Here is a 6000-nt window from a genome sequence, read left to right as displayed (position 1 = left end):
ACCCCGTCGGCCTCCGCGGCGGCCGCCGTCTCCTCGTCGACGGTCCCGCCGAGCGTGGACCGGAGCAGGTCCGTGCTCTCCGCCAGCGCCGTACGCAGGGCGTCCACCGTTGCGATCAGACGGGACGCCCCCGGGCTCGCGCTAGTCATCTGACCACCCGCCAGTTCTTGACGTCCTCGGCGGCGTTGTTGCCGTGAACCTGAATGTTTGCCCGCATGGTGTGACCTCTTCTTCGCGCCCGGATCGTTGATCAAACCCGCACTCGCTGATTGCTGAGCTCCGATGGTCGAGACGCTGGCGGGGCGACCGTATTGCCGATGTAGGGCCGCTGGGCCGAGGTCCGGAGCACGCGGTGATCACGCAAGCGCCGCAGGCTCACGCTTGTAACGGACCGATGCTCATCGTTCGTCGTCGCAGCGTGTGCCCGTCACCCCTGCCCTGCCCTCGACGGTTAGTAACAGCTCTAGTAGTCGGCGTGGTTGTTGCTCTTGGAGCCTGCCCCCATCGCGACGTGCTCCAGTCCCAGCAGCCAGTCCTCGGCGAGCGCGGCGACGCCGCCTCGCTCGCCGACGACGTCGGCGAGCACTTCGGGGATCGTCTCGGCGAACTCCACGAACTTGGCCGGCCTGTCGCCCACCGCAGGAAGATCTCGATCGCTTCGGCGTGCAGCTCCGCGTGGACCTGGTCACCGAGTACGGCGGCCTCACCTGCCAGATGACGTCGATCAAGTCGACGGCTTCTCTTGATCCGGGCCGCCCGGCCGTCAGCGGGTCGCGTTCGATCAGCCCCTCGGCCGATGCCGCGCCGCCGACGGGAATCCGCGACGGCTGGGTCGCCGCGATGCGCTGCTCGACGGCGTACAGTGCGGCGGCGATCGTGCCGAGAGCGAGCCGGCCCGCGTCGCGCACCAGCTCCTGCAGCCGCTCGACGTCCGCGGCGTCCGGGGCCACGACCGGCCGCACCGGCCCGTACCGCTCCTCAACCTCGGCGAGCGGCAGGACCTGCCGGGTGTGGCCGTGCTGCCTTCGCTGATCCGCATCACGGTGACACACATTCCGCGTGCGTTCGCCGGCCTGGCCAGCGGTCTGGTCACCGCGACTCTTCAGATCAGCGCTGCCCTGTCAGTCGCGATCATCGGCGGCATTTTCTCCACGGCCGCCGACGCGTACGGGTCAACCCCAGCCATCACCACAGTGTCGATCCTCATCGCCGTGCTGCTGTTCGTCTCCTCTCTGCTGTCGCTACGGGCTGAGCGCGTCCCCTCCCTGGAGACCCCGTCGAAGATCGTTGACGCACATGGTTCCCAGTCGCCTGAAACCAAGCAGGAACAGGCCCTCTCCCAGATGCAAGATCAGTAAATGCTGACTTTCCATGGGAGAGGTGCGTAGCGTTCCAGGGAGCGGACGGATGCGGGGCGGGAGCGGGCCAGCAGCATCGGGGTGGAGGTGCCGCCCTCAGCGTCGTGTGTCAGGGCACAGTGGCGTAGCCGATGGAGCGTCCAGCCGTTCAGGTCCTCGTTGTCCTCGGGCGAGGCGAGAGGGTTGACCAGTAGTCGGGTGTTCTCCTCGAGAATTTCCTCGGCCCTGTGATAGGAGAGCCGGGCCCGGCCGGTCTCGGGGTACACGTCCAGCGTGGGTGTTCCGGCCGGGGCCTTGCGGTCGGTGAGGACCAGCGGGCCGCGGGTGCGACAGGCAATCAGTCGGGGCGGGAGCTGGGCGGTGCCGGACTGCCAGTGAATCCACTCGATCGCCCCGCCCTTGGCGGTGATCCTGCCGCGCTTGTCCTGCGGATAGGTCCTCCACGTTCAGGCACAGCACCTCATCGGCGCGGGCCGCCGACTCGTAGAACATCTTCCAGAACGTCTTCTCCCGCAGCGAGACGTCCAGCCGCCACAGGGCGTGATCTGTTCAAGCCGCCCTGCGGGAGCGAGGCCGCGCACTGCTGGACCGAAACCTGTGACCTCTTCGGAGCTGCGACAACGCCAAAGAGGCCTGCTCATTGTCCAAGCAAGCCTCTGACCTGGCAAAACGTGGGCGATACTGGATACGAACCAGTGGCCTTCGGTGTGAACACGATCGATCAAGGCCAGGACAGACCGCTTCTCGACATCGTCGCAGGCCAGACCTTAGTCTTCAGTACATGACAGCACGATTTGGGGAGGGTTGCGTCCGTTGCCTTCTCCCACAATTGACGCCCTCCTGTGATCGACAGCGCGTGACCCACCGTGGCCAGGCAAGGGTCAATCGGTCAGCGTGGAGATGCACGGGCGCCGCCCGTTCCGCACCGCCGATGATGTTGTCGACACCACCGTCGATCGCCATCCAGCGACTCCCCACCGGGGTTTCAGAGGGCAACAGGCACATGACCAGACCGAGTCGATCAGCCGTTATGGACGCACCTAAAAACAGAGATACGGATTTCCTGATTGCCAAATAAGGACAATCGTGATCGACATTTTGGATTATGCTGGCCAGCGTTCCTAGATCGATGGCTTCGAGGATCGAGACGTTAGTGTGGCGGCAGCGTGGCGGAGCGGCCGAAATGGCTTGCAGGACTCACAAATGCGGTTGAGCGGTGGAATGGGGCTGGGTCTGGCCGTGGAGGCGATCCTGCGCAGGAGTCACCATCCGAGAAGATCGGGCCCGCTGAGCGAAGCATCGACGACCCTGGCTGGTACAGCCTCGTCGTTCGCGGTAGGACGATTGATACTGATCGGCTGGAGGAGGCCTTCCTCGCTCCGGCGGAGGGGCCGGAGAAGCTGAAGTACGGCGTGCGGGACGCCATGCTGGACGGCGAAGTCCTCCATGTTCACGTGGCCTCGCATGCTCCGCAGGAGGGACTTTTCCTCTGGGCCGCCCGCCCCGGACGCGGCAGACTCCGCAAGTCTATGGTCGACTGTTTGCAGAAAGTTAAGCCCGAAGGCGTGCATTCGGCTTTCGAGCGGCGGCGTCCGGATCCGATCGAGTCACGTCGCGATGTACCCGTCGGCTTGAATCCCGGACAACGCGAGGCGTTCAGGGCGTGCATGTCACCGGGACTCCAGTTGATATGGGGGCCGCCCGGTACCGGTAAGACCCACGTCATCGCCCAGGCGGTAGAGCAACTGGTGCGTGAGGGCAAAAGCGTCCTGCTGGTGTCTGGCACGAACGTCGCTGTCGATAACGCGCTCCTGCGGGCGGCCAGGATGCTCGGCCCAGACGATGCGGGCGTCATGATCCGGGTCGGGACCCCGCACGTCCCGGACGTCGCGCGCGACCCAAAGCTGTCCCTCAACGAATTGCGCAAGCGCCGCGCCCAGCACAAGGAAGATCAACGCCGCCAGATCGAGGATGAGATCATCGCGTTGCGTGAGCACGAGGTGTTCCAGGCCCTGCGGAAGTCCGAAGCGCGACTGGACGGCTTCGACCCCACGGAGTACGGAGAGGCTCTCGAGAGAGTCGCGAACGGTGAACGGCTGAGGCAGGCGAAGGATCGGTGCGTCAAGAACGAGGCAGCGCTCGCTGAACAGCGAGAGCGCCGGGAGGACGCCAGACGTCGCCTGGCAGGCGCTCGTGACGCCTGGCAGCGCATTCAGCCACATGCCAAGGCGCTGCAGGAGGCCGGGGAACTCGCCGCCGAGTTGGAGAGCTACCGGCTCCAGCATGCTCGCGCGGCCTCCGCCGCGCGAGACGCGGAGGAGGCACTGGAGACCGTCGAGCAGGCTCTGAGCGGTAGTGCGGCTGGATTGTCTCTGCGCTCCTCCGAGCGGCGCCGCAAGCGAGACCTGCGAGACCGTGTCCAGCGTGCCCGCGAGGCTCTTGGTGCCGCAAGGACCGCCGAGGAGCAACGGAAACGGATCTTGGCGGACGCCGAGCCGGAACTACTCAGGCGCATCGAGGACAGTCGGGCACGGGCGATGCCGATCACAGAACTCCAGGTTGAGGACCTGCGTGAGTCGCTGCAACTGAGGCAGGAGCATTACCGAACGCAGGAAGAGACCTACCAAGGTCTCGATAAGACCGCACGGGCCAACCGCGGTGTGTTGATCGCCCTGCAGAAACGTCCTCAACCGCAAGACACGGACAGGCCCTTCATCGCACGGGTTGAGGCCGAGGATCTTCCTGGCCTCCACCGGCGGCTGCCGGGGCTGCGGGACGAGGCCGCCCATCTGGAAGGACGAATCGCCGACCTCGAGCGGCATCACGAGAAACTTCTCGAAGAACTGCGGGAACTGGGGAGGAGCGCCGAGCGCGAAATCATCGCCTCCGCCAAGCTCGTCGCCACCACACTCGACCTTCTCCGCCTGAAACGTCCTGTCCACGAGCGCCGATACGACGTGGTCATCGTCGATGAGGCAGCGGCGTCGGTACTGCCCGCTGTCATCTTCGGGGTATCGCTCGCCGCCCACGGGGCCGTGCTCCTCGGCGATTTCTTTCAGAACGCACCTATCGTCGACGACGCTGAGCGCCTTCCCGAAGGGCCCGATCGGGACTGGCTGACCGAGAACTGCTTCTCATACTTCGGTATGCGACGATTCGGCGACGCCGACGCACTCCCCGGGTGCGTGGAGCTCTCTGAGCAGTACCGATTCGGGGAGAGCATCAACGATCTGGCCAACCGGATCGCGTACGAGGGCCTGTTGCGCGTCGCGTCTCGAACCCGCTCGGAGATCGTCTTCGTCGACGTGGACGGGCTCGGCGACGAGTACAGCGCCGTCCACCCGATTCTCGGAGGTTCGGGCCGATGGTGGCCGGTAGGCGCCCTCTTGGCACGCGCGGTCGGCGAGCACCATTTGGTGACGCACGCCGAGGGGCAGGTGGGCATCGTTACGCCCTATCGTGCACAAAGGGAGGCGATCCAGTCCCTCCTCGGCGACGGAGGGCCTGCTGGTGTCGAGGTGAACACCTCCCACGGATTCCAGGGACGCGAATTCGACACGGTCATCTTCGATCTGGTCGAAGACGGCACGGGCTGGATGGCAAGGGCCGGGGCCCATGGCGACGCCTTCGCCGTCAATGGGCTGCGACTGTTCAACGTTGCGGTCACACGTGCCCGGCACCGCCTCTACGTAATCGGCAATGGGACTGCCTTGGCGAGGGCACGCCAGGGGCCGCTGCAAGTGCTCAGCGAGTTCATCGGCCGAGGCACCGTTGAAGTCGTCTCCGCGCGAGAGGTACTCGGAGCGCCGGAGCCGGCGATCGAACCCGGTCCGAGGTTCGACGTCTGGGACGCCCTGCGCACCTACGTCAAGGTCGTCGATCTCTACGACGAAGACGTGCTTCCGGCCGAGTTGCTGTCGTACATCAAACGGGCACAGCACAGCATCTGGATTTGGAGTCCCTGGATAGGTAAACGTGTGCATGACTTTCTGCCCGCCCTGGAAGCAGCACAGAACCGCGGGGTCAAGGTACGCGTCCTGACTCGCCCGGCCAAGCAGGTAGCAGCATCACTCCATAACTCGCTAGAGGCCGTCCGGACGCGGATTCGCCATGTGCTGTGCCTCTGGCAGGAACACCAGAAACTGATTGTGATCGATGATCAGCTTGTTTTCATGGGAAGCATGAACGTGCTGTCGCATACGGGCGGCTCGCAAGGCACCCGGGACATCATGACGTTGATCGAAAGCCGCGATTTCGCGCGCCATGTGCTCGACCACGAACGTGCGGACGAGCTCAGCCGAATGCCGACCTGTCCCGAGTGCGGGGGCCGAATGTGGGTGGTGAGACTGAGCAGGCGCCCCAAGGCGCACGGCCTGGAGTGGTGGTGCCGCAACCTGGTCCCGGGCGCCGACCCGACACCATGTCGCCACAAGACCAGCTTCCCGCTCGATCCCAAGGGACGGAATCAGCCGCGACCACGTAGGTGATCGGCCAACCGGTTCTTAAGGGACCCGGACAGGCGAGAACGACCGGCTGAATATCGACAAAGGGCGTGAAATAGGAGAATCAATTTCTGTGGTTTGAAAAAGTGCGCCGGCGGCGGAAGCATCCTTGGCCAAACACCGACTATTAGACGTCACGA

At 64.9% G+C, this 6000-nt stretch carries 5 protein-coding genes; 3 read left to right on the top strand and 2 right to left on the bottom strand.

Features of this window, described 5'->3' with window-relative positions; all coding sequences use genetic code 11:
- Window positions 1-463 precede the first annotated feature (463 nt).
- Entirely contained in the window at window positions 464-637 is a 174-nt protein-coding gene (locus tag ABD944_RS25925; RefSeq protein ID WP_345180774.1) for a hypothetical protein, read from the bottom strand.
- A 26-nt stretch (window positions 638-663) separates the two neighbouring features.
- On the opposite strand from ABD944_RS25925, the gene ABD944_RS25920 reads away from it, so the two are divergent.
- Both ABD944_RS25920 and ABD944_RS25915 read left to right on the top strand, forming a co-directional pair.
- On the top strand, window positions 664-1032 hold the full coding sequence (locus ABD944_RS25920) for a hypothetical protein (RefSeq protein WP_345180772.1): 369 nt from the start codon (window positions 664-666) through the stop codon (window positions 1030-1032).
- The gene (locus ABD944_RS25915; protein WP_345180769.1) at window positions 1017-1358 is read left to right on the top strand and encodes a hypothetical protein; all 342 of its coding nucleotides are present in this window, start codon (window positions 1017-1019) and stop codon (window positions 1356-1358) included. Before ABD944_RS25920 ends, ABD944_RS25915 begins: the two co-directional genes overlap by 16 nt.
- Here ABD944_RS25915 and ABD944_RS25910 read toward each other — a convergent pair.
- The gene (locus tag ABD944_RS25910) at window positions 1352-1624 is read right to left on the bottom strand and encodes a hypothetical protein (RefSeq protein WP_345180766.1); all 273 of its coding nucleotides are present in this window, start codon (window positions 1622-1624) and stop codon (window positions 1352-1354) included. The genes ABD944_RS25915 and ABD944_RS25910 overlap by 7 nt on opposite strands.
- Window positions 1625-2524: 900 nt before the next feature.
- On the opposite strand from ABD944_RS25910, the gene ABD944_RS25905 reads away from it, so the two are divergent.
- Window positions 2525-5845, top strand: coding sequence for an AAA domain-containing protein (locus ABD944_RS25905; protein WP_345180764.1), 3321 nt, complete (start codon window positions 2525-2527; stop codon window positions 5843-5845).
- Window positions 5846-6000 lie beyond the last annotated feature (155 nt).

Origin of the sequence: Actinomadura verrucosospora, assembly GCF_039540335.1 — a bacterium.
Classification (GTDB): domain Bacteria; phylum Actinomycetota; class Actinomycetes; order Streptosporangiales; family Streptosporangiaceae; genus Spirillospora; species Spirillospora verrucosospora.
This window is presented reverse-complemented; position numbering and strand designations above follow the sequence as displayed.